Raw genomic sequence first — 20529 nt, forward strand, 5'->3', positions numbered from 1 at the left:
GTGCGGCACCGTGGTGCGGGCGGTGACCGCCCAGTCCATCCGGCGGACGTCGTCACCGGGCTGGTAGGGCCGGGCCTCCCCCGGCTCGGAGCCCGGCCCGGGCACCAGCCCGAGGTGATTGCCCTGCAACAACCCGTCCAGCCGCCGCCGGACGTCGAGTTCGAGCGTGCGCAGCCCCGCCTCGAGGCGCTCCCCCCGCAGGACCGGCGGCGCCCACGAAGGACGGTTCTCGTTCTCGGTCACCACTAGCGCCCCGGTGCCCCCATCGGGACCGGCTGCCCGGGGCCGCCCTGCGGCCGGGCGGAAACCTGCGGCAGCGGCACGGTCTGCAGCACCCGGTTGACGATGTGGTCCAGCGGCACCGCGTCGGCCAGCGCGTCGTAGGACAGCACCAGGCGGTGCCGCAGCACGTCCGGCACCACGTCCACCACGTCCTGCGGCAGCACGTAGTCGCGCCCGCGGACGAGCGCGAGTGCCCGCGCGGCGGCGATGATGCCCAGACTCGCCCGGGGCGAGGCGCCGTAGGACACCCAGCCCGCGACGTCGGTCAGCCCGTGTTCGGCCGGGGTGCGGGTGGCCAGCACGAGGCGCACCACGTAGTCGACCAGCGCGTGGTGCACGAACACCTTCGACGCCACTCCCTGCAGCCGGACCAGCTCGGCGGGGCTGAGGATCTCGTCCGGCTCGGGCGGCGTCACGCCCATCCGGTAGATGATCTCGCGCTCTTCCTCGGCCGTCGGGTAGTCGACCACGATCTTGAACAGGAACCGGTCGCGCTGCGCCTCCGGCAGCGGGTACACGCCCTCGTTCTCGATCGGGTTCTGCGTGGCCAGCACGAGGAACGGGTCGGGCATCGGGAAGGTCTTGCCGCCGAGGGACACGTGTCGCTCGGCCATCACCTCGAGCATCGCCGACTGCACCTTCGCGGGCGCCCGGTTGATCTCGTCGGCGAGCACGAAGTTCGCCACGACCGGGCCGAGCTCGACGTCGAAGCGCTCGCTGCCCTGCCGGTAGATCCGGGTGCCGAGGATGTCGGCCGGGACGAGGTCGGGGGTGAACTGGACGCGGGAGAACGTGCCGCCGACCACGCGCGCGAAGGTCTCCACGGCCAGCGTCTTGGCGACGCCGGGCACGCCCTCCAGCAGCAGGTGCCCCTTGGCCAGCAGGCCGACCAGCAACCGCTCGACCAGCCGGTCCTGCCCGACGATGACCCGCTTGACCTCGAACACGGTGCGTTCCAGCAACTGGCCGTCGCGGGCCGGGGTCGTGGTCTGCTGCCCGTTCGTGCCCTCCGGGTAGCCGGGCTCGGTCACGGTTCCCTCCTCGCTCGCGTTCGCCGCCACGTTCACCTCTGCCGTGCGACCGTATCGGTAGTCAATCTCACGCCCGGTGAGAGGGCTGTGAGCTTCGGGACGAGTTCCGGGACTGGGTTCCGCTCACCCGGCGCGAGTGGCTCGCAGGTCCTCGGGAGTATCGACATCGGCGCTCTCGCCGGGTTTCTCCGGCACGCCGACGATGTCGAGCGCGCCGAGGACCCCGCGCAGCGACGCGTTCTCCGGCCGGGCGGGAAGAACCGCCCTCAGCCCGGCGGCGCGCCACACCCCGATCAGCCACTGCCGCCGGCCTTCGCCGTCCACCAGCACGGCGCCACCGGAGCCGTCGCCCACCGCCGCCATCAGGCGGTCCACTGTGGACGCCGTGATCGCGGCGAGGTCACCGGCGAGCACCGCCACCAGTTCCGTCTCCTCCGTCTCCGGCAGCACGGCCAGCCCGGCCGCGAGCGCGGCGAGCGGTCCGCCGCCGGGCGGTTCCTCCCTGGTCCAGCGCACCGCGGGCAGGCCAGGCCGCCGGGGGCCGACCACGACCACCGGGGAGGCGGCCGCGAGGGCCCCCACCGCGCGGTGCAGCAGCGGGAGCCCGCCCACCTCGAGCATGGGTTTGTCCACCCCGGACAGGCGGCGGGCGGCACCGCCGGCGAGCACGATTCCGGCGAGGGCGGGCATGCCCACCAGGCTAACGCGTACCCCGAAGGCGTCCGTCCTGACCGGAAGCCCCGGCAAAGTCACCTGGGGTGTTGGCCGTGAAGGGTCCCTTCACAGTCGATCCGACCGTGAAGGGACCCTTCACGGCTCGCCCGTTTCAGCCGATCAGGCGAGTGGCGTAGGGGACGATGTCGCCGTAGCGGACGCGGGTCACGCGCACCACCATCCCGGACTGCGGCGCCTCGATCATCATCCCGCTGCCCAGGTAGAGCGCCACGTGGTGGATGTCGCTGCCCCAGAACAGCAGGTCACCCCGCCGCATCTGCGACAGCGGCACCCTGCGCCCGGCCTCGGCCTGGTAGCCGCTGTAGTGGGGCAGCGAGACGAAACCGGCGAAGGCGTAGATCATCAGGCCGGAGCAGTCGAAGCCGACCTTGCGGTAGTCGCCGTAGGCGTCGGCCACCCCGCCGTCGCGGATGCCGAGCGTGGGTCCGTAGGCGTTGCCGCCGCCCCACGAGTAGGGCACGCCGAGCTGCGCCATCGCCCGGGCGATCACCCGCTCGATGGCCGATCCCGCCGGGCTTCCCGACCCTGCCGGACCTGCCGGGCCCGGCGCCGCCTGCCCCGGGGCGCGGCCCGCGTTCAGCGCGGCCTGGCGCGCCTGCTCCTCTTCCTCGCGCCGCTTCTGGGCGAGCCACTCCTCGTAGCGCTGACGCTGGCCCTGCAGCCCCGCAACACGCTGCTGCGCCTGGTAGAGCTGCTGTTCGACGGCGTCCTTGTCGGCCTGCAGCCCGACGGCGCCGGCCGCCTGGTCCTGCTGCGCCCGCACCGCGGCCGCCTGCGCGGCGTCGGCGGCCCGCTGCGCCTGCTCGGCCTCGGCCTGCCGTTGCCGGGCCAGCTGCAGCGCGGCCCGCGCCGCCGCATCCTTGTTGGCCTTGCCGGTCTGGGCCTGGCGCATCAGGTCGAGGGCGTTGAGCTGGCTGTCGGTGACCGAGGACAGCAGCTGCGCGCGAGCGAGCAGGTCCTTCGGATCGGTCGAGCCGAGGTAGGCCGAGATCGAGCCCATCGTGCTGCCCTGTTGGAAGCTGCCCGCGATGAAGGCGTCGAGCCGCGCCCGGGCGGCATCGATGTCCCTGGCCGCCGCGTCCGCCTCCCTGCGGGCGGCGTCGGCGTCGGCCTGTGCCTGCGCCGAGGCGTCCTGGGCCCTCCGCTGGTCGACCAGGGCCTTGTTGGCCAGCTCCCGCTTGAGCTCGACCTCGTCCTGCAGCGCGGAAAGCCTGCTCTCGGCGGCGGCGAGCCGGTTGGTCAGCTGCCCGACCTCGCCCGCCTTGGCGTTCGCGTCGGCCTGCCCGGCACTGATCTCCGCGTCGCTCGGGTTCGGCGGCGGGGGCGGGACGGCGGCGGAGACTCCGGTCCCGGCCAGCACGGCGGCGATCACGACCGCGCTCACGGTGCCGGCCATGAGCGCCCGGGCGAAGCCGCCCCGCATCACCCGTTCGCCTCTCGACTTCCCCACGCTCTCCGCCCCTCTTGCCGCCTCAGGTGCCTCACAGGTATCACAAGCATCACCTGAAACTTGTGTCTCGCCTGCAACAACACCCCGTTCGAGGGACCCTTTCGCCGCCCGCCCACGTCGCAGCGGTGGATCACGGACCGGAGGGACAAGCCGCTCGCCGCGGCGGTCCGCGTGATTACCGGGCGGGTGAACGGGAAGTACTACCTCGGCCCGATCCGCACCGCCGTCGAGCAGGGCACGACGGTGCCGCGGAGCCTGGAGCCGAGCGACGTCAACGCCGGCGCGGTTCGCCGGAAGAGGTCACACCGAACGCGGGCGTGTCGCTCTTGAAGCCAAAAAAGGACAAGCGTACTGTTTGCTGTCGGGGAGCCTGCGCGCCGTCCCCGCGTCCGCGGACGCCACAGCGTGCGCAAGACTCGCTCCGGTAACCCGAAAACCGAACTGACCGGGACGGCCCTCGCGTGCACGGATCACGTGAGGCGCCTGGCAAGCCCATGGAGTTGGACGTGACCGCACCAGCCAGCAAGGACAGCTTCGGCGCCCGCGACACCCTGAAGGTGGGTGACGCCTCCTACGAGGTGTTCCGCCTGAACAAGGTGCAGGGGGCCCAGCGCCTGCCGTACAGCCTCAAGATCCTGCTCGAGAACCTGCTGCGCACCGAAGACGGCGCGAACATCACCGCCGAGCACATCCGCGCACTGGCGGACTGGGACGCCACCGCGGATCCCTCGATCGAGATCCAGTTCACCCCGGCCCGCGTGGTCATGCAGGACTTCACCGGCGTGCCCTGCGTCGTGGACCTGGCCACCATGCGCGAGGCGGTCACCGACCTGGGCGGCGACCCGGACAAGGTGAACCCGCTGGCCCCGGCCGAGCTGGTCATCGACCACTCGGTGATCATCGACGTGTTCGGCCGCGCCGACGCCTTCGAGCGCAACGTCGAGATCGAGTACGAGCGCAACCGCGAGCGCTACCAGTTCCTGCGCTGGGGCCAGAACGCGTTCGAGGAGTTCAAGGTCGTCCCGCCGGGCACCGGCATCGTGCACCAGGTCAACATCGAGTACCTGGCCCGCACCGTCATGGCCCGCGGCGGCCAGGCCTACCCGGACACCGTGGTCGGTACCGACTCGCACACCACCATGGTCAACGGCCTCGGTGTGCTGGGCTGGGGCGTCGGCGGCATCGAGGCCGAGGCCGCGATGCTCGGCCAGCCCGTGTCGATGCTCATCCCCCGCGTCGTCGGCTTCAAGCTCACCGGTGAGATCCCGGCCGGGGTCACCGCCACCGACATCGTGCTCACCATCACCGAGATGCTGCGCAAGCACGGTGTGGTCGGCAAGTTCGTCGAGTTCTACGGCGAGAGCGTGGGCTCGGTGCCGCTGGCCAACCGCGCCACCATCGGCAACATGAGCCCCGAGTTCGGCTCCACCGCGGCGATCTTCCCGATCGACGAGGAGACCCTGCGCTACCTGAAGCTGACCGGCCGCTCGGCCGAGCAGCTCGCGCTGGTCGAGGCCTACGCCAAGGAGCAGGGCCTCTGGCACGACCCGTCGCACGAGCCCGTCTACTCCGAGTACCTCGAACTGGACCTGTCCACCGTGGTCCCGTCGATCGCCGGCCCGAAGCGCCCGCAGGACCGCATCGCGCTGTCCGACGCCAAGCCCGCGTTCCGCAAGTCGGTGCACGACTACGTCGAGGAGCAGCACCCGACCCCGCACACCAAGGTGGACGAAAAGGTCGAGGAGAGCTTCCCGGCCAGCGACGCCCCGTCGCTGTCCTTCGCCGAGGAAGACAGCGTGGACATCGAGTCCGCGGCCAACGGTGCCACCGGGCGCCCGAGCAAGCCGGTGCTGGTCAAGTCCGAAGAGCGCGGCGAGTTCGTGCTCGACCACGGTGCCGTGGTGATCGCCTCGATCACCTCCTGCACCAACACCTCCAACCCGTCGGTCATGCTGGGCGCGGCGCTGCTGGCCCGCAACGCGGTGGAGAAGGGCCTGTCGGTCAAGCCGTGGGTCAAGACCTCCATGGCCCCGGGTTCGCAGGTCGTCACCGACTACTACGAGAAGGCCGGCCTCTGGCCGTACCTGGAGAAGCTGGGCTACCACCTGGTCGGCTACGGCTGCACCACCTGCATCGGCAACTCCGGCCCGCTGCCCGAGGAGATCTCGGCCGCGGTCCAGGAGAACGACCTGACCGTCGTGTCGGTGCTGTCGGGCAACCGGAACTTCGAGGGCCGGATCAACCCCGACGTCAAGATGAACTACCTGGCCTCGCCGCCGCTGGTGATCGCCTACGCGCTGGCGGGCACGATGGACTTCGACTTCGAGGCCCAGCCGCTCGGCCAGGACACCGAGGGCAACGACGTGTTCCTGCGCGACATCTGGCCCTCGACGCAGGAGATCCAGCAGACCATCGACTCGGCGATCACGCAGGAGATGTTCGCCAAGGACTACGCCGACGTCTTCGACGGCGGCGAGCGCTGGAAGTCCCTGCCCACGCCCGAAGGCAAGACCTTCGACTGGGACAGCGAGTCCACCTACGTCCGCAAGCCCCCGTACTTCGAGGGCATGCAGGCCGAGCCGTCGCCGGTGGAGGACATCGCCGGGGCGCGGGTGCTGGCGAAGCTGGGCGACTCGGTCACCACCGACCACATCTCCCCGGCCGGTGCGATCAAGGCCGACTCCCCCGCCGGCCGCTACCTGGCCGAGCACGGCGTGGAGCGCAAGGACTTCAACTCCTACGGTTCCCGTCGCGGCAACCACGAGGTGATGATCCGCGGCACCTTCGCCAACATCCGGCTGCGCAACCAGCTGCTGGACGACGTGCAGGGCGGCTACACCCGCGACTTCACGCAGGAGGGCGCGCCGCAGGCGTTCATCTACGACGCGGCCCAGAACTACGCGGCGGCGGGCATCCCGCTGGTCGTGCTGGGCGGCAAGGAATACGGCTCGGGCTCGTCCCGTGACTGGGCCGCCAAGGGCACCAGCCTGCTGGGCGTGCGCGCGGTGATCGCCGAGTCCTTCGAGCGCATCCACCGCTCGAACCTGATCGGCATGGGCGTCATCCCGCTGCAGTTCCCGGCGGGCGAATCGGCCTCCTCGCTGGGCCTGGACGGCACGGAGACCTTCGACATCGCGGGCATCACCACCCTGAACCAGGGTGAGACCCCGCGGACGGTCAAGGTCACCGCCACCAAGGCGGACGGGACGAAGGTCGAGTTCGACGCGGTCGTGCGCATCGACACCCCCGGTGAGGCGGACTACTACCGCAACGGCGGCATCCTGCAGTACGTGCTGCGCAAGATGACCCGCGCCTGATCCCCGGATCGGCCGAAGGCGCCGTGGGCCCGCTTCCGAGCTCACGGCGCCTTTCGTTTGCCGCGAGGGGCCCTCACGGCCCCGTTCCCGGTCCCGCGGTCCCGGCGAAGCGCTCCCGCCCCACCGTGGCGAGCAGTCTCAGCTTTTCGTGGCCTTCGCTGCGCGGAGGCGCGGTGAGCACGAGCAGCATCTGCGACTGGTCCTCGGTGAACAGCACCTGGCAATCGACCTCGATCGCGCCGAGTTCGGGGTGGAGGAGCGTCTTGTGGTCCTCGAAGCGCTTGACGACTTCGTGCCGCTCCCACAGGGCGGCGAACTCCGCGCTCGCCTTCTGCAGCGCGCGGACCAGTTCCCCCGCGCGGGAACGCGCGCCCATCGCCCCGTAAGCGGCGCGCAGGTTCGCCACCTGTGCCCGGCTCTGCCGGTCACGGTCTTGCTCCGGATAGCGCAGCCGTTCGGCGGGATCGGTGAACCAGCGGTAGATCTCGCTGCGCGCCAGGCCCGTGTGATGGGACTTGTCGCCGAACAGGGCGTCGGCCATCTCGTTCTGCACCAGGGTTTCGCCCAGGTTGGACAGGATCAGCGCCGGGGTGTCGGCGAGGCGGTCCAGCACGCGCAGCAGTGCGGGAGCGACGTGCGCCGAGGCCGCGAAGGAGGCCGGGACGGCGTGTCCCGCCGTCTGGAACAGGTAGTCCCGCTCGTCCTTGGTCAGTCGCAGGGCCCGCGCCAGCGACGCGAGCATCTGCTCACTCGGCTGCGGACCGCGTTGCTGCTCCAGCCGGGTGTAGTAGTCGGTCGACATCCCGGCGAGCGCCGCGACCTCCTCGCGACGCAGCCCGGCGGCCCGGCGCCGAGCGCCCTCCGGGAGCCCGAGGTCCTCGGGGCGGAGCGCCTCCCTGCGGTGGCGCAGGAACTCCGCCAATGCGACACGGTCCATGACTCCGATTATCCGGCCGCGCCAGGCCGGAACCAGGGATCGCGGATCCCCCGATAAACCTTCTCTGCCCGGCCCGTCTCCCGCCGACGATGCTGGGGGCATGGACATCAGCGGAAACACGATCTTCATCCCCGGCTCCACCAGCGGCATCGGTCTGGCCCTGGCCCTCGCGCTGCAGGACAGGGGCAACACCGTCATCGTCGGCGGCAGGCGCACCGAGCTGCTCGAACGCATCGCCGCCGAGCATCCCGGTCTCGGCACCGTGCGGATCGACACGACGGACGCGGCGAGCATCGGCGCGGCCGCGGAGGAGGTCCTGGCCCGGTACCCGGACCTCAACGTCCTGATCACGATGGCCGGGGTGATGCGCATCGAGGACTGGCACCAGCCCGAGACCTTCCTCGCCTCGGCCGAATCGGTCGTGACGACGAACCTGCTCGGCCCGATCCGCCTGATCGCCGCCTTCGTCGAGCACCTGCGGACCCGGCCGGACGCCACGATCGTCACCGTCTCCTCGGGACTGGCGTTCGCACCGCTCAAGATCACCCCGAGCTACAACGCGTCGAAGGCCGCGATCCACCTGCTCAGCGAGTCACTCCGGCTGCAACTGGCCGACACGACGGTGAAGGTCGTGGAACTCGTGCCCCCCGCGGTGCGCACGGCGCTGCTGCCCGGCCAGGAGGAGAGCGGATTCGCGATGCCGCTGGAGGAGTTCGTGTCCGAGGTGGTCACGCTGCTCGAGACCCGGCCCGAGGCGAAGGAGATCCAGGTGGAACGGGTGAAGTTCCTGCGCTACGGCGAGGCTCGGGGCGATTACGACCAGGTGGTCCAGACCCTGAACGCGGCCGATCCGCACGGGAAGTAGGGCAAGGAAAAGGGAGCCCTGCCGGGGCAGGACTCCCTTTTCCCGGTGCGAAGGGAAAACGTCAGCGCACGACGGCGCCGGTCTTCGGGTCCAGCGTGACCGCCGGGGCCCGGTGCTCACCGTGCTCGCCGTGCTCACCGTGCTCACCGTGGCCGTCGAGGTCCAGCATGTGTTCGAGGCTGCCCGCCCGCTCGTCGAACGAGGCGTCCCCGATCCGGCCGGTGTGCCAGTTGTCCTCGATGAACCGCAGGATCGAGGACTGGTCGGTGCGGGTGTGGTCCACGTAGTTCGTCCGCGAGTACGGCGAGATCACCAGCAGCGGCAGGCGCGGGCCGTAACCGCAGCGGTCGGCGTAGCCGCCGGTCTCCGACTTCTTGTCCTGGCACAGCGCGGTGTCGTTCGCCGCGTCGTGGGAGCCGTTGACGATGGTCGAGGCGGCGTGGTCGTACCAGCCGTCGGAGTCGTCGTAGGCCAGCACGATCGCCGTGGAGTCCCAGTCCTTCGAGTGCTGGATCTTGTTCACCTCGTCGACCACGAACTGCTGCTCGTCCAGCGGGTCCGAGTAGCCGGCGTGGCCGTCCTGGTACATCGGCGCCTTCAGGAAACTCACCGCGGGCATGGTCCCGGCCTGCAGCGCGGCGTCGAAGTCGCTGATGTCGTACTGGTGGTTGGCCTGGTCGGTGCGGCCGATCGCGGCCACCGAGCTCGGCGGCAGGTGCTTCTCGTTCGCCGTCGACCTGTAGTACTGGAACGGCTCGTGGTGCGGGCTGTAGTCGCTCACCTTCGCGCCGCCGACGTTGGTGTGGCTCTGGCCGCACACCGCCATCCCGTTGGCGGTGCCGGTCGGGCGGAAGCCGCCCTCGAACCAGCCCCAGGTGACATTGCGCTCGTTGAGCAGGTCACCGATGTTGCGGCCCTGCATCGCCGCCAGGTTGTGGCTGTTGGTGTGGTTGTTGTCCGAGCAGTCGTCCCAGGCCGGGTCCGGGTCGTTGATGACGGTGCCGATGCCGTTCGCGTCGGGCGAAGCCACCACGTAGGAGTCGGTGGTGGGCTGGTGCGTGACGGGGGTGACCGCCTGCGCGCCGTGGGTCTGGCCGGAGACCAGGTTGAGCGCACCGGGGGTGGACGGGCCGAACGTCGTGTTGTACGAGTTGTCGCTCATCGCGTAGTGCTGCGCGTAGTTCCACAGTCCGGTGACGGTGTTGCCGTCGTAGTAGTCCATGACCAGACCGGGCTCGGCGAACAGGCCCGCCGCGCACTTGTCCGTCTCGGTGTACTCGACGAACTTGTCCATCTTGCCGCCGTCGAACGCCTTCTGCTCGGCGCCGTAGTTGTGGTCCTGGTCGCAGGTCATCGCCTGCGCCGGGCCGAGCCGCTTCGGGTTGTAGGCGTTGGGGTTGTTCTTCAGCAGCTCCGGCGTCAGCCCGTCGACCTTCGGCGTGCCCTTCGCCGCCGTGAACGGCGTGCCGCCGGTGTTGGCGGCGTTCGGGTAGGTGCCGAAGTAGTGGTCGAACGAGACGTTCTCGCCGAAGATCACCACGACGTGCTTGATCGGGGTCTGGGTGTGCACCCCTCCGGCATGCTGCGGCAGCGGCTGCGCCTCGGCGCCGCCGACGGCGGTGGTCACGGCCACGGCGACCCCGGCCGCGGTCAGCAGCGCACCGGCACCGAGCAGTACGGGCTTACGGCGCAGGCGGCCGAAAGCTCTGTCCACTGTTGTCCTCCTGTTGTACTGGGAGTGGGCAGCAGTGGTCCGTACGGGGCGACGATCAGTCGCATGTGGACGGTGGACCGGGAGTGCGGCGGCATGGGACCGGCACCCGCTCTTCCGCGCGACACCGTGCTCCTATCGCTCGAACGGATGACCACTGCGAGCGGAGCGTAAGCGCCGGAGGCGCGAAACGGGGTGTTCCAGACCACGTGCCGCAGAGTTTCAGCGAATGTTCACGCCGATTTCCTCCCATCCGGGAGGAAATCGGATATTCGTGGCGTCAGCGGCGGGTGAGCAGGAAGATGGGCAGCTCCCGGCAGGCCGCCTCCTGTTCCATCGCATAACCCGGCCAGAACCGGAGCAGCTCCCCCCACAGCTCGTCGTACCGCTCCCCCTTGACCGGCGTCGCGCGCACCGGGATCCGCCTGCCCCTCACCTCGATCTCGGCCTCCGGATGGGTCCGGAGGTTGAAGGTCCAGCCCGGATCCCGGGTGCGGCCCCAGTTCGACCCGACCAGCACGTAACCGTCCTCGTGCGGGAAGTAGAGGAGGTTCGTGCTGCGGGGCTGCCCGCTCCTGCGGCCCACCGTGGTGAGCCGCAGCGAGGGCAGCCCCGCGATGCCGACCAGGGTCACGCGGCCGCCGAACATGCGGTACAGCCGCTTGTCCACCCAGATGATGGCCTTCGCGAGCTTCATCAGCCAGGGCTTCCTGCCCAGGACGCGAGCCAGTGCCGAAAGCGGGTTCACCACCCTATTCGACCACTTGCTCACCGGCCGGCTTCGGCCAGGGACACCCCGAACCGTCCCGGTGCGTCGGTCCACCACTTCCGCAGGGTGAAACCGCTCTCCGCCAGTTCGGCCGCGACCCCTTCCTGCCGGAACTTCGCGGAGATCTCGGTGCGGATGTCCTCGCCCTCGGCGAAGCGCACCGCCAGGTCCGCACCCGGGATCGTCACGGTCATGGCCTCGCGCGCCCGCAGCCGCATTTCGATCCACTCGTTGCCGTTGTCCCAGTACGACTCGTGTGCGAAGCGGCCGGGATCGAAATCGGCACCGAGCCGCTCGTTGATCACGCGCAGGACGTTCCGGTTGAACTCGGCGGTCACCCCGGCGGCGTCGTCGTAGGCGCGCTCCAGCGTTTCCCGGTCCTTCACCAGATCCGTGCCGAGCAGCAGCCACTCCCCCTCGGTGAGCACGTCCCGCACCGACCGCAGGAACTTGGCCCGCTCCCCGGGCAGGAAGTTGCCGATGGTGCCGCCGAGGAAGGCCACCAGGCGCGGCGGTTCCCCCGGCAGCAGGCCGAGATGTTCGGTGAAGTCCCCCACCACGCCCCGCACGTCCAGTCCCGGGTACTCGGCCTGGATCGCGCCGACCGCGCCGGCCAGCGCGGCTTCGGACACGTCCAGCGGCACGAAGGCCTGCAGCGTGCCGTGCTCACGGAGGGCATCGAGGAGCAGGCGGGTCTTCTCGCTCGACCCCGAGCCCAGCTCGACCAGCGTCCGCGCGCCGGTGACCCGCGCGATCTCCGCGGCTTCCCGGCCCAGCACCTCGCGTTCGGCCCGCGTCGGGTAGTACTCCGGCAGGCCGGTGATCTCCTCGAACAGCGCGCTGCCCCGCGCGTCGTAGAACCACTTGGAGGGCAGCCATTTCCGCGATGCGGACAGGCCCGTGCGCACGTCGTCACGCAGGGCACCGGTGACGTCGACCGGATCGCGGTGCACGTCAAGGTCCGGCTTGCTCATGGGGTCAGGCTCCGATCTCGAGAGAGGGAAGGTCGAGCGGGACGAGATCCACCCGGCCACGCCGGGCGATCACCGCATGCCCGTCGGGCACCGGGCGCCATTCCGGCCCCGGGTCGGGCGGTTCCGAGGCGATGACGACCGCCTCGCCGGACTGCCGGACCGACAGGGCGTGCGTCCACGCGGTGGCCACCACGACCTCGCCGTCGGTCAGCAGGAAGTTCAGCCGGGCGCCGGGCGCCTCGGCCGCGACGCGGGCGGTCAGCCCGGCCACGGCCGCGAGCGGATCCTCACCCGCGCGCAGGCGGGCCCGCAGCCAGGCCCACAGCAGGGCGGAGTCGGTCGGCGCTTCCAGGGTCATCAGTTCGGTGAGCGGCACCTCCCCGGCGATCCCGGTGAGCGCATGGGGCCAGCCGGGCACCACTCCGTTGTGGCTGAAGGCCCAGGGCCCGTCCACGAACGGCGCGCAGGCCGCCTCGGCGACCGGCATGCCGATCGACCCGTTGCGCACCGCGGCGACGAACGCCCCGGCCCGCAGCGTGCGCGCCAGCACCGGCAGATCATGATCACTCCACAAGGGACTCACCCGCCGGTAGCGCACCGGCGTGCCGTCCCCGGCGTACCACACCAGGCCGAATCCGTCCGCGTTCACCGTGCCCCCGCCGCGCATGTCGGCGGGGGCGTAGGACTGGTGCCGCAGCGAATGCGGCGCGTCGAACAGCAGTTCCGCGGGCGAGCAGGGCGGCCCGAGATAGGCGAGATGCCTACACACGGCACCGCTCCCCCACGCCGGAAACCGCGCTCACCCGCGCACCTGGGCGTCTCGTGCGCACCGGAACCCGGAGAAGATCTGCCGCCGGATCGGGTAGTCCCAGTTCCGGAAGGTGCCGCGGATCGCCGACGGGTCGGTGCCGAAGGAACCGCCGCGCAGCACCTTGTACTCCGGCCCGAAGAAGACCTCGCTGTACTCCCGGTACGGGAAGGCCGCGAATCCCGGATACCCGTGGAAGTCGGTGCTGGTCCACTCCCACACGTCCCCGATGAGCTGGTGCACGCCCAGAGCCGAAGCCCCCGCCGGGTACGCCCCCACCGCGGCGGGGCCGAGGTGCCGCTGCCCCAGGTTGGCGTGTTCGGCGGTCGGTTCCTCGTTGCCCCAGGGGTAGCGGCGGGACTGGCCGGTGGCCGGATCGAAGCGGGCGGCCTTCTCCCACTCCGCTTCGGTGGGAAGGCGTTTCCCGGCCCAGGCCGCATAGGCCTGCGCCTCGTAGAACGACACGTGCACCACCGGCTCGTCCGCGGGCACCGGTTCGCGCACCCCGAACCGGATGCGCCACCAGCCGCCGGACTCCCGGTACCAGAAGCGCGGCGCGGTGATGTCGTGCGCGGTGCGGTACTCCCAGCCCGCCTCGCTCCACCAGCGGCGCTCGTCGTAACCGCCGGATTCCAGGAACTCCAGATAAGCCCCGTTGGTGACCGGGGTGGTGTCGAGGTGGAAGGCGTCGACGTGGACCTCGTGCGCCGGGCGCTCGTTGTCCAGTGCCCACGGCTCCACGCTCGTGCCCATCACGAACGGCCCGGCGGGCACGAACACCTCGGCGGGCAGCGCCCCGGCCCGGCGGGACGGGGCCGGTGGCGCGTGCAGGACCGCTTCGCCCTGCCGCAACTGGTGCGTGGCGAGCATGGTCTCGTCATGCTGCTGCTCGTGCTGGGTGATCATGCCGAAGGCGAAGGCCGCCTCGGTCAGGCGGCGTCCCTCCATCGGCTCGCGCGCCAGCACGTCCAGTGCCTTGTCCCGCACCTGCGCCACGTAGGCGCGGGCCTCGGACGGCCCGAGCAGCGGCAGCGACGGCCGATCCGCCCTCGGATGCCGGAAGGCGTCGTAGAGATCGTCGATGTCCGGCCGCAGCGGCTCGCGGCCGCCGACATCGCGGACCAGCCACAGCTCTTCCTGACTGCCGATATGGGCCAGATCCCACACCAGCGGCGACATCAGCTTCGAATGCTGGCGGACGAGGTCCTCGTCGTCCACCGCGTCGGTCAGCGCGGTGCTGCGCCGCCGCGCCCGCGTGAGCGCCTCCGCGGCATGGGCCCGCAACCTGTCCCCGCCGAGTTCCCGCAGCGGGCTCGGCGCCTCGCTCAACGATCCGTTCACCACTTCTCCCCTCTCGTCCGTGCCAACCCCTGCAGGCTTTCGCCGATTTCGCCGATACGGCCGGGCTGCAGCCCGGTGCGGCCCAGTTCCGCGCAGCCCAGCTCCACCACCTTCCGCGCCGCCGAGGCGAGCGCGGGGTCGGCGAGGCCACGGCGGGCCGCTTCCTCCCAGCGGCCCGCCACCGGCTCGCAGATCTCCCGCACTCTGTCCACTGTGGATGGACGGGCGAGCAGCGCGGACAGCAGCGCCACCGGCTCCAGCCACCGGTGCGCCGGTTGCGCGTCGAGGTAGCGCACCTCGAGGTAGCCGTGCGCCCGGACCGGCGGGAACAGCGTGGTCAGGTGGTAGTCCAGATCGGCCGTCGTGGGCGGGCCGGGCAGCCCGTCCACCCCGCGCCCGGCCGCCCAGTCGCCGAAGGTGACGCCCTCGGGCACGTCCCATGGCCCGTCCGGACGGCGGACGAGCAGCAGCGGCGTGTCCATCACCCGGCGGGCCCAGGTGGTGACCGGGTCGTCGGTCAGCGGGGTCGGGAAGGTGCGGGCGCGCTCGGTCTCCCGCACGGCGAGCCACCGCGCCGAAGCCGTCCCGGTGTCCCGCCCGGCATGCCGCCGGGAGTTGGCGAACAGGGCCAGCAACGGCGGGCCGAGCACGTGCACCGCGGCCCAGCGCTGCGCGAGGGCGGCGCGCTCGCCGCTGTCCACGCAGATCTGGAGTCCCGCGGTGCTGCACATCATGGTCAGCCCCGCGGGCCCTCGCGGGCGGAAACGGCGCTCCATGGTGGCGTAACGGGGGGTGTCGAGCACCCGGGCCGGACGCCGGAAGGCATCGATACCCGTTTCGCCGAGGGCGAACCCGGCGCGGGCGAGCAGCTCGGTCAGCCGGGCGAGATCGGTGGAAACGGCTTCGGCCAGATCGGCGAGCCGGGCCTGGGGCAGGGGCGAGATCTCCACCTGGCCGCCGGGTTCGACGGTGAGCGGCGAACCGGCGGGCAGTGGCTGCCCTGGGCTGGCGGGATCGAGCGAGCGCGGAGCGTGTGCCCCCAGCGCACGGGCCAGATCCCGGGGATCGAGGGGTCGTGAAGGGTCTTCGGCGTAGTGAACGGTGTACTCGAGCTCCACTCCGAGCAGCCGGGGCGGGCCGTGCTTGAAACACACCGAGGCCACGTACGCCTCGCCGGCGGCGCGGTCGGAGATGACCTTCGCGGCCAGCTCGGCGACCCCGCCCGCGCCGTCGGGAGACTCGGAAAAAGGACGAACAGCAGTCATTCGCACCTCCCCAATCGGTGGGAACATCTGGCTTCGGACGCTACACGCGCGGTACGACATTTTCAGGCGCCGATCGGGGCCGGGGAACCGTCACAATACGTACGTACGGATTGCGTAGGGACTACCACGGGTGACAGGATCTGGGAATGCCACGGGTCAGTCAGGATCACCTCGACGCGCGACGGCGCCAGATCCTCGACGGGTCGCGGGTGTGTTTCGCCCGCTACGGCTACGAGGGTGCCACGGTGCGCAGGCTGGAGGAAGCGACCGGCCTGTCGCGCGGCGCGATCTTCCACCACTTCCGCGACAAGGAGTCCTTGTTCCTCGCCCTCGCGGAGGAGGACGCCGCCCGGATGGCCGACGTGGTCGCCGCGCAGGGGCTCGTGCAGGTCATGCGCGACCTGCTGTCCGGGGCCGGTGAGCAGCCGGCGGAATGGCTCGCGACCCGGCTGGAGGTGTCGCGGAGGCTGCGCACCGACCCGGAGTTCCGCGCCCGCTGGGCCGAACGGTCCCAGCTGCTCACCCAGGCCACCAAACTGCGCCTGCAGCGGAAGCTCGAAGCGGGCAACCTCCGCGACGACGTGGACGTCGACGTGCTCACCTCCTACCTCGAACTGGTCCTCGAAGGGCTCGTGTCCCACCTGGCCATGGGCCTGCCCGCCGACGATCTGGGCCCGGTGCTCGATCTGGTCGAGGAGAGCGTGCGCCATCAGCGGGTTCGTGCTTCATTGGAGGCATGAAGCTCCTCGACGCGCACGGTGAGGCGCTGGGCGGGTTCGACCGCGCGGTGCGCCGGATCGGGCCGGACCAGTGGGGGAACACGACCCCCTGCACCGAGTGGAGCATCCGGGACCTGGTCAACCACCTGGTGTCCGAGCAACTCTGGGTCCCGCACCTGCTCGCCGGGCAGACCCTGGCCGAGGTCGGGGACCGCTACGACGGTGACGTGCTCGGCGACGATCCCGTCGCGGCCTGGGAACGGGCCTCCTCGGCCGCGCGGGAAGCCTGGACCGCCCCGGGAGCGCTGGAGAAGCGGGTGCACCTTTCCTACGGGGAGGCGGACGCCGCCGACTACGGCTGGCAGATGACGCTCGACCTGGCCGTGCACGGCTGGGACCTGTCCACCGCGCTCGGCGCGGCGGAGCCGGTCCCCGACGGGGTGGCCCGGCAGTTGCTGGAGACGCTGGAGCCGCAGGTGGAGCAGTGGCAGGGCATCGGCATCTTCGCGCCGCCCGTCCCGGTCCCCGCGGACGCCTCCCCCTCGGACCGGCTGCTCGCCCTCCTCGGCCGCAAACCCCGCTGACCTTCTGCCCTCGAAGTCGCCTTGGGGGCACGCGCTCCGCCGGGACGGCCGACGCCGGACCGACCGTTCACCGAGGACAGCCTCAGCTACCCTGGCCTGCCGGTATCATGGGAGCCACCGCAGCCACCCTTACCAAGGAGTGACACCTTTCGTGCGCGACGCGCAGTCACCTGGTGACAGTATCGAGCCGGGTGACGAACCCGGCCTTTCCCCTCATCGGAGACCTCGTCCTGGCGCCGTTGCGCGCCGGACAGCGGCGGGCGGTGCCCGGTAATGGACGTACTGCTCGCCGTCGGCGGGATCCTGCTGTTCCTGCTGCTGACCGCCGGGACCGGTCTCGCCGTGGCCGCGGAGTTCTCGCTGACCACGCTCGAACGCAGCACCATCGACGCCAACGTGCGCCAGGTCGGTGACCGCCGGTCGAAGACGGTCCGCAGGGCCCACGCCACGCTCTCCTTCCAGCTTTCCGGCGCCCAGGTCGCGATCACGCTGACCACTCTGGTCACCGGTTATCTCGCCGAACCCCTGATCGGCAGGCTGGTGCGCCCGCTGCTGACCCTCGCGGGCCTCGGCCCGTCGGCCGCCGAAGGCGCCTCGGTGGCCGCCGCACTGGTGCTGGCCACGGCGGTGTCGATGGTGCTCGGCGAGATGGTGCCGAAGAACCTCGCCGTCGCCCGCCCGCTGGCCACCGCCCGCGCCGTGATGGGCTACCACTCGCGCTTTTCGGCCCTGTTCCGCTGGCTGATCACCCTGCTCAACAACAGCGCCAACTGGCTGGTGCGCAAGTTCGGCGTCGAACCCCAGGAGGAGCTGCGCTCGGCGCGCTCCCCGCAGGAACTCGGCTCGATCGTGCGGACCAGCGCGGAGAGCGGCACACTCGACACCTCGACCGCGGAACTGCTCGGCAAGTCGCTGCGTTTCGGCGACCGCACGGCCGAAGAGCTGATGACGCCCCGCGTGCAGATCGAGGCGCTCGACGAGGACGACACGGTCGCCGACCTGATTCTGATCTCCCGCCGTACCGGGTTTTCCCGGTTCCCGGTCTGCCGTGGCGATCTCGACGACGTGCGGGGCGCCGTGCACGTCAAGCAGGTCTTCACGGTGGCAGGCCATGAGCGGGACACCGTCCGCGTGGGTTCGCTGATGAGGCCGGTGCCGACCGTCCCCGAATCCCTGCCCGGCGACGCGCTGCTGGCGCGGCTGCGGGACTCGCGGTTCCAGGTCGCCATGGTGGTCGACGAGTACGGCGGCACGGCGGGCCTGGTGACGCTCGAAGACGTGGTCGAGGAGATCATCGGCGACGTCCGCGACGAGCACGACCAGGCCGAGGCGCCGGCCTCCCAGCGCCTGGACAGCTACACCTGGATGGTGTCCGGTCAGCTGCGCGCGGACGAGGTCCGCGAGCTCACCGGGTTCCGGATGCCGGAAGGCGACTACGAAACGGTCGCCGGCCTGGTGCTGGAACGGCTGGGCCGGATCCCCGTCGGCGGCGAGACGGTCGACGTGGCGGACTGGCGGCTGAAGGTGCTGACCATGGACCGGCACCGGATCGCCGAACTGAGCCTGCACCGGCTGGCCGGCGAAGAAGCGGAAGAAACCGAAGACAGCACCGAAGAACCCGGAACGGGCAGCGGGCACGAGGAGGTGCGGCGGTGAACGACTGGCTGGCCCTCTTCCTCGTGGTGCTGCTCCTGCTGACCAACGCGTTCTTCGTGGGCGCGGAGTTCACCCTCATCTCCTCCCGGCGCGACCGGCTGGAGGCACTGCTCGAGCAGGGCAAGACGCGCGCCAGGATCGTGATCAACGCGAGCAGGCACGTGTCGCTCATGCTGGCGGGAGCGCAGCTCGGCATCACCATCTGCTCCCTGCTGCTGGGCCGCCTCGGCGAACCCGCGATCGCACACCTGCTCGGCGCCTTCTTCGCGCTCGCGCACATTCCCGAGGCGCTGGTGCACCCGATCTCGTTCGCCATCGCGCTCGCCTTCATCACGATCCTGCACGTGCTGATGGGCGAGATGGTGCCGAAGAACCTCGCCATCGCCGCACCGGAACGGCTCGCGCTGTGGCTGGTCCCGGTGCACGTCGCCTGGGTGAAGCTCGCGCGGCCGTTCATCTGGCTGCTGAACTTCGTGGCGAACTCGCTGCTGCGCCTGGCCCGGGTGCAGCCGAAGGACGAGCTGGAGACCGCCTACACCTCGGCCGAACTCGCCGAACTGCTGAGCGAGTCCCGCCAGGAGGGGCTGCTCGAACGGTCCGAGCACGAGCGGCTGAGCCAGACACTGTCCTCGGCGAGGAAAACCGTGGGGGACGTGTTCGTGCCGCTGGACCGGCTCACCACGCTGCCGTCGGAGCCCACCATGGGCGACGTCGAACGAGCGGTCTCGCGGACCGGGTTCTCCCGCTATCCCCTGTGCTCCCCCGCCGGGGAGCCCGAGGGCTACCTGCACGTCAAGGACGTGCTGGACCAGATCGGCGACCGGCCCTCCGCCACCGTCCCCAGGGCGAAGATCCGCCCGTTCACCGATCTGACGCTGCGCGCCCGGCTCGACGAGGCCCTGTCCGCGATGCGCCGGGAAGGCTCGCACATGGCGCGGGTACTCGGCGCCGACGGCCGCCCGATCGGCGTGGTCGCGCTGGAGGACCTGGTCGAGGAGTACGTGGGCACGGTCCGCGACGGCACCCATGTCATCGCCTGATCCGCTCGTCGCCCATCATGACCGGGTGCGGGTACTGACCGAACCGGAGTGGTGTGCGCGGGAACGGGCGCACGCCGAGCGGATGCGCCGGTGGACCGGGCCCTACCTGCGGCGGCGGGCGCGCGGGGAGAAGCATCCGGTGCACGACTTCCTGTTCCAGTACTACTCGTACCGGCCATCGCAGCTCGAACGCTGGCACCCGGGGCCCGGCGTGGTCCTCGCGGGGGAGGCGGCCCGCCGGTTCCTGGAGCGCCCCGAATACCACGAGGTGCCGGGCGGGGTGGCGCTCGACCTCGCCGCCTTCGACGGAAAGCGCGCGGAGACGGCACGCCGGCTGCTGACCCTGCTCACCGCGACGGCCGCCCGCGCGCCGAGGCTGAACTGTTTCGGGCTGCACGAGTGGGCCATGGTGTACCGGCAGGACGCGGATCAGGTGCGGCACAACCAGGTGCCGCTGCGCCTGGGGCCTGCGGGGACGGACGCGGTAGTCGAGTCGCTTCCCCTGCGCTGCGGGCATTACGACGCCTTCCGCTTCTTCACCCCGCCCGCGCGCCCGCTCAACGAGCCACAGCCCACTCGGGCGACCCGGCCGGAACTGGAACAGCCGGGATGCCTGCACGCGAACATGGACCTGTACAAGGCCGCATTCCGCTTGTCACCGTTCGTCCCCGCGGAACTCGTGGCCGATTGTTTCGAACTGGCCGTGGCGATCCGTGAACTGGATATGCGCGCCAGTCCCTACGATCTCCGCCCCCTCGGTTATGCGCCGATTCCGGTCGAAACGCCGTCGGGACGGGCGGAGTACGCCCGGCAGCAGGCCGAGTTCGCCCGCCGCGCCGCACCCCTGCGCCACGAACTGGTCGCGAGGTGCCATGATCTTCCGACACTCGGCGGTTGACTTTTCTTGATCCTCTTGCCGGTGACCCTAAGTTTCGAGCAGTTCGATAAAACATCACGTTTCCCTAACGGCTTACCCCTGTTAGGGTGAGGCCGCCGAGCAAGTGCACACGCAGAGTCGAAGGGACACCCCATGGGGCGTCACAAC

Annotated in this window: 18 protein-coding genes; 7 read left to right on the forward strand and 11 right to left on the reverse strand. The window is 70.8% G+C overall.

Going from position 1 to position 20529, the window contains the following annotated elements:
- The 4 genes from FNH05_RS10710 to FNH05_RS10725 all read right to left on the reverse strand — a co-directional run.
- Positions 1–246 (reverse strand): DUF58 domain-containing protein (locus FNH05_RS10710; RefSeq protein WP_144587197.1); only part of this gene is annotated, 246 nt, incomplete at its 3' end.
- Positions 246–1313 carry an AAA family ATPase gene (locus tag FNH05_RS10715; RefSeq protein WP_144587198.1) on the reverse strand — a complete coding sequence of 356 codons (1068 nt, stop codon included), beginning with the start codon at positions 1311–1313 and terminating at the stop codon, positions 246–248. The genes FNH05_RS10715 and FNH05_RS10710, both read right to left, overlap by 1 nt.
- Positions 1314–1436: 123 nt before the next feature.
- Entirely contained in the window at positions 1437–2003 is a 567-nt protein-coding gene (mobA, locus tag FNH05_RS10720) for a molybdenum cofactor guanylyltransferase (RefSeq protein ID WP_144587199.1), read from the reverse strand.
- Positions 2004–2139: 136 nt separating this feature from the next.
- Positions 2140–3444 carry an NlpC/P60 family protein gene (locus FNH05_RS10725; RefSeq protein ID WP_425458435.1) on the reverse strand — a complete coding sequence of 435 codons (1305 nt, stop codon included), beginning with the start codon at positions 3442–3444 and terminating at the stop codon, positions 2140–2142.
- A gap of 548 nt (positions 3445–3992) precedes the next feature.
- Here FNH05_RS10725 and acnA point away from each other — a divergent pair.
- Entirely contained in the window at positions 3993–6815 is a 2823-nt protein-coding gene (acnA, locus tag FNH05_RS10730; protein WP_186382486.1) for an aconitate hydratase AcnA, read from the forward strand.
- Between the two features lie 73 nt (positions 6816–6888).
- On the opposite strand, the gene FNH05_RS10735 is transcribed toward acnA, so the two are convergent.
- The gene (locus FNH05_RS10735; RefSeq protein WP_144587201.1) at positions 6889–7752 is read right to left on the reverse strand and encodes a helix-turn-helix transcriptional regulator; all 864 of its coding nucleotides are present in this window, start codon (positions 7750–7752) and stop codon (positions 6889–6891) included.
- Between the two features lie 100 nt (positions 7753–7852).
- On the opposite strand from FNH05_RS10735, the gene FNH05_RS10740 reads away from it, so the two are divergent.
- Positions 7853–8617, forward strand: coding sequence for an SDR family oxidoreductase (locus FNH05_RS10740; protein ID WP_144587202.1), 765 nt, complete (start codon positions 7853–7855; stop codon positions 8615–8617).
- Between the two features lie 61 nt (positions 8618–8678).
- Here the strand turns inward: FNH05_RS10740 and FNH05_RS10745 are convergent, their stop codons facing one another.
- From FNH05_RS10745 to FNH05_RS10770, 6 genes are all read right to left on the reverse strand, one after another.
- Positions 8679–10331, reverse strand: coding sequence for a phospholipase C (locus tag FNH05_RS10745; RefSeq protein ID WP_144587203.1), 1653 nt, complete (start codon positions 10329–10331; stop codon positions 8679–8681).
- Between the two features lie 277 nt (positions 10332–10608).
- Positions 10609–11079 carry a nitroreductase family deazaflavin-dependent oxidoreductase gene (locus FNH05_RS10750; RefSeq protein ID WP_144587213.1) on the reverse strand — a complete coding sequence of 157 codons (471 nt, stop codon included), beginning with the start codon at positions 11077–11079 and terminating at the stop codon, positions 10609–10611.
- 17 nt (positions 11080–11096) lie between these two features.
- Positions 11097–12071: an L-histidine N(alpha)-methyltransferase gene (egtD, locus tag FNH05_RS10755; RefSeq protein ID WP_144587204.1), complete on the reverse strand. Its 975-nt coding sequence runs from the start codon at positions 12069–12071 to the stop codon at positions 11097–11099.
- Between the two features lie 4 nt (positions 12072–12075).
- Positions 12076–12840 (reverse strand): ergothioneine biosynthesis protein EgtC, encoded by a 765-nt coding sequence (gene egtC, locus FNH05_RS10760; protein WP_144587205.1) that lies wholly within the window; start codon positions 12838–12840, stop codon positions 12076–12078.
- A 30-nt stretch (positions 12841–12870) separates the two neighbouring features.
- The gene (gene egtB / locus FNH05_RS10765) at positions 12871–14220 is read right to left on the reverse strand and encodes an ergothioneine biosynthesis protein EgtB (RefSeq protein WP_186382487.1); all 1350 of its coding nucleotides are present in this window, start codon (positions 14218–14220) and stop codon (positions 12871–12873) included.
- Entirely contained in the window at positions 14217–15485 is a 1269-nt protein-coding gene (locus FNH05_RS10770; RefSeq protein ID WP_144587206.1) for a glutamate-cysteine ligase family protein, read from the reverse strand. Before FNH05_RS10770 ends, egtB begins: the two co-directional genes overlap by 4 nt.
- Before the next feature lie 146 nt (positions 15486–15631).
- Here FNH05_RS10770 and FNH05_RS10775 point away from each other — a divergent pair, with 146 nt between their 5' ends.
- The 5 genes from FNH05_RS10775 to FNH05_RS10795 all read left to right on the forward strand — a co-directional run bounded on the left by FNH05_RS10775 (position 15632) and on the right by FNH05_RS10795 (position 20382).
- Complete coding sequence (locus tag FNH05_RS10775) at positions 15632–16225, forward strand: TetR/AcrR family transcriptional regulator (RefSeq protein ID WP_144587207.1); 594 nt, start codon at positions 15632–15634, stop codon at positions 16223–16225.
- Positions 16222–16788: a TIGR03086 family metal-binding protein gene (locus FNH05_RS10780; RefSeq protein ID WP_144587208.1), complete on the forward strand. Its 567-nt coding sequence runs from the start codon at positions 16222–16224 to the stop codon at positions 16786–16788. The genes FNH05_RS10775 and FNH05_RS10780 overlap by 4 nt, the downstream gene beginning before the upstream one ends.
- A 273-nt stretch (positions 16789–17061) precedes the next feature.
- Positions 17062–18444 (forward strand): hemolysin family protein, encoded by a 1383-nt coding sequence (locus tag FNH05_RS10785; RefSeq protein WP_144587209.1) that lies wholly within the window; start codon positions 17062–17064, stop codon positions 18442–18444.
- Positions 18441–19484 (forward strand): hemolysin family protein, encoded by a 1044-nt coding sequence (locus FNH05_RS10790; protein ID WP_144587210.1) that lies wholly within the window; start codon positions 18441–18443, stop codon positions 19482–19484. Before FNH05_RS10785 ends, FNH05_RS10790 begins: the two co-directional genes overlap by 4 nt.
- Positions 19471–20382 (forward strand): 3-methyladenine DNA glycosylase, encoded by a 912-nt coding sequence (locus FNH05_RS10795; protein ID WP_144587211.1) that lies wholly within the window; start codon positions 19471–19473, stop codon positions 20380–20382. Before FNH05_RS10790 ends, FNH05_RS10795 begins: the two co-directional genes overlap by 14 nt.
- Positions 20383–20529: the final 147 nt, after the last annotated feature.

Source organism: Amycolatopsis rhizosphaerae, from assembly GCF_007713715.1.
GTDB lineage: Bacteria > Actinomycetota > Actinomycetes > Mycobacteriales > Pseudonocardiaceae > Amycolatopsis_E > Amycolatopsis_E rhizosphaerae.